The sequence below is a fragment of the Actinosynnema sp. genome (assembly GCF_052038725.1).
In genome coordinates this window covers 1-2,866 of the sequence record NZ_JBQGCX010000974.1, presented here as the reverse complement: position 1 = coordinate 2,866, position 2,866 = coordinate 1, and the positions used below count along the sequence as shown (strand labels likewise).

Genomic DNA, 2,866 nt, shown 5'->3' with positions numbered 1-2,866 from the left:
ACCGTGCGCCCCAGGGACTCCGCCCTGGCGTGCACGTCGCGGGAGTACTCCCGCATCTCCTCCAGCGTGTCCGAGGCCAGGAACGCGCCGTCCGCGTACTGCGCCTGGAACTCGCGGGCCGACGCCGAGCGGCCCGCGCTGATGATCGTCGGCTTGGTCTCCGGGTGCGGCCGGGACTCGGCCTCGTCCAAGGTGAAGAAGTCGCTCTCGAACGAGACCGAGTGCTCGGTCCACAGCCGGTTGACGGCCTCGGTCCACTCGCGCGTCATGCGGTACCGCTCGGCGTGGCTCAGCTCGGCGTCCCACAGGCCGAACTGCGTGAACTCACCCGCGTAGGAGCCGTTGACGATGTTCATGCCCGCGCGCCCGCCGGAGATCTGCTGCAGCGTCGTGTACATCTTCGCCGCGATCGCCGGGTGGTGGACGTTGGCGTGCATGGTCGCCCACACCTGCACCCGGCTCGTGGCCTCGGCGAGCGCGGACATCATCGTCATCGACTCGAGGCTCTCGCCCCAGTGGTCGGTCGTGCCCCCGAAGCCCCGCCACTTCGCCATCGACATGATGAAGTCCAGGCCGATGTCCTCCGCGTGCAGTGCCGCCCGCTTGTTGTACTCGTAGGTGGCCTGCGGGTGGGGAGCCGTCGTGGACAGCATCCACCCGCCACTGCCGATGGGGAGGAAGATTCCGTAATCCTTGCGCGACATAGCGGGGCTTCGCCTTTCAGGTTGAGCGGTGGTGCCTAGGCACGCGTCAGGGCGCGGGCCAGATGAGCTGGTCGGCGTCGTACAGGCCCTCGACGACGCTGGTGTCGAAGTAGGTCTTCGCGGTCTCCTCGGTCACCGAAGCCGGCATGGCGTTCGCCTCCTTGAGGAAGGTCACCAGCGACGAGATGTGGCCCAGGTCGAGCGCGCCCAGTGCGACCGTCTTGGTCCGGGTGGCCTCGATCTCCGCCACCTCGGTCTTCCAGATCTTCTCCTGGTGCTTCGGGTCGTACGCGTCGCTCGCGCCGCCCGCCGCCTCGGTGGCGTAACCGACGCACTCGGAGACCTTGGCGTCGTCCGCGCAGTACTCGTACGCGTGGAAGCCCGCGCGCATGAAGTCCTGGGCCGCGGTCGGGTGCTTCGTCACGAAGTCCGGGTTCGCGGCCATGCCGCCGATGGAGCTGGGGATGCCGAAGGTGAACGGCCGCCAGACCGTGACATCCTTGTTCTGGGCCGCGAGCTGGTTCGGCTCGTTGGAGATGAAGCCGGTCAGCGCCTGGACCTCGCCGCGCGGCAGGACCGTCGCGTCGTAGCCGACCTTGACCTGCTGGACGGCGTCGTACTTGACCCCGGCCTTCTTCAGCATCGCCTCGACGCTGGTGGGCACCTTGCCCTTGTGGCCGAGGATCTTGCCCTCGAGCTGGGTCAGGTTGTTGACGTCCTTGTTGGTCATCAGGACGTCCAGGCCCGACGACGAGTACGCGCTGATGCCGACGATCTTCGAGCCCTCGCCCTCGACGCGCGCGCCGATGATCTCCTGCAGGGAGATCGGGGTGACCTGGACCTGACCGGCGGCCACCATGCGGGCGTTGCCCATGCTGTCGCCGGTGCCCGGCTGGATCTCGACGTCCAGGCACAGCGCCTTGAAGTAGCCGAGCTTGTCGGCGGCGATGTACTCCAGGATCGAGGCGGACGCCTGGTACTGGTAGCCCGTCAGGTAGACGATCTTCCCGGCGTCCTTGTTCTTCTGGCAGCGCTCGTCGGAGATCTGGCTGCCCTCCGCGACGTTCGCGGCAGGCGCGTTCTCGTTGCCGCTGGACGAGCTGTCGCTGCCGGCGAAGCAGCCGCTCGCCGCCAGCGCCACGCCCATGGCCGTGGTCAGTGCCAGGCCTGCGCGGGCAAGGGGGTGCCTCATAAGGGGTGCTCCTCGTGAAGGTGACATGCGGAACCCGCACCGGTGTGTGACCGGTGCTGGGGTGCAGCAGGTGTTTCCTTGCGAACCCGCCCTCGGGGTGGGCGGGGGTCTGGGGCGGCCTCCGGGGTGGGAGGCCGGGGCCCGCCTGCTCGGCGGGCCTCAGCTCGGGACTACTTGGCGCCCTGCTTGGTGGACTCGTGCCAGTGCAGGACCTTGCGCTCGACGGTGGTCACCACGAGCAGCAGCAGCGAGCCCATGACCGCCAGGATCGTGATCGAGGCGAAGACCATGTCGAGCCGGTTCATCGACGACGAGATGCTGATGATCGTGCCGAGGCCCAGCGAGGCGCCCGGCGCGGACATCTCGGCCACCACGGCGCCGACGATCGACAGCGGGAACGCGATGCGCAGCCCGGCGAAGATGTACGGCAGCGCGTTGGGGATGCGGATGCGCCAGAGCATCTCCCACCGGGAGGCCCGGACGGTCTGGTACACCTGGAGCACCGCGGGCGGCACGGACCGCAGACCCGTCGAGATGTTGATCAGCAGGGTGAAGAAGCAGATCAGCGCGGTCACGATCAGCTTGGGCTCGGGGCCGAAGCCGAAGGCCACCACCAGCACGGGGGCGATCGCGACCAGCGGGGTCACGTTCAGCACCACCGCGATCGGCATGACCGCCCTGCGGGCCACGCCCCACTCGCTGGTCAGCACCGCGAGCACGAACGCGGCGGTGAAGCCGATCAGCAGGCCGACCATGGCCTCCTGCAGCGTCCACCAGGCGTTGTCGAAGAACTTCGCGGGGTCCTTCGTGAGCGCCGCGCCCACCTTGTTGAGGTGGGGGAGCAGGTACGGCATGGTCTCCGCCGTCCGCTCCCACACGAAGCCCAGCACCACGAGCATCACGGCCAGCGGGGACCACACCTTGGGGTGCAGCGCGGCCTTGAGCTTGGACTGCCCCGGCTTGCGGGACG

At 68.6% G+C, this 2,866-nt stretch carries 3 protein-coding genes; all 3 read right to left on the bottom strand.

All coding sequences use genetic code 11. The features are described from left to right. Positions 1-704: LLM class flavin-dependent oxidoreductase (locus ACTUAL_RS20710; protein WP_440901411.1), on the bottom strand; the 704-nt coding region annotated here is incomplete at its 3' end. Positions 705-750: 46 nt separating this feature from the next. Continuing rightward, a complete protein-coding gene (locus tag ACTUAL_RS20705; RefSeq protein WP_096493069.1) occupies positions 751-1,896 on the bottom strand; it encodes an ABC transporter substrate-binding protein in 1,146 nt (381 codons plus the stop codon). 170 nt (positions 1,897-2,066) lie between these two features. Beyond that, a partial coding sequence (locus ACTUAL_RS20700; protein WP_440901410.1) for an ABC transporter permease occupies positions 2,067-2,866 on the bottom strand: 800 nt, incomplete at its 5' end.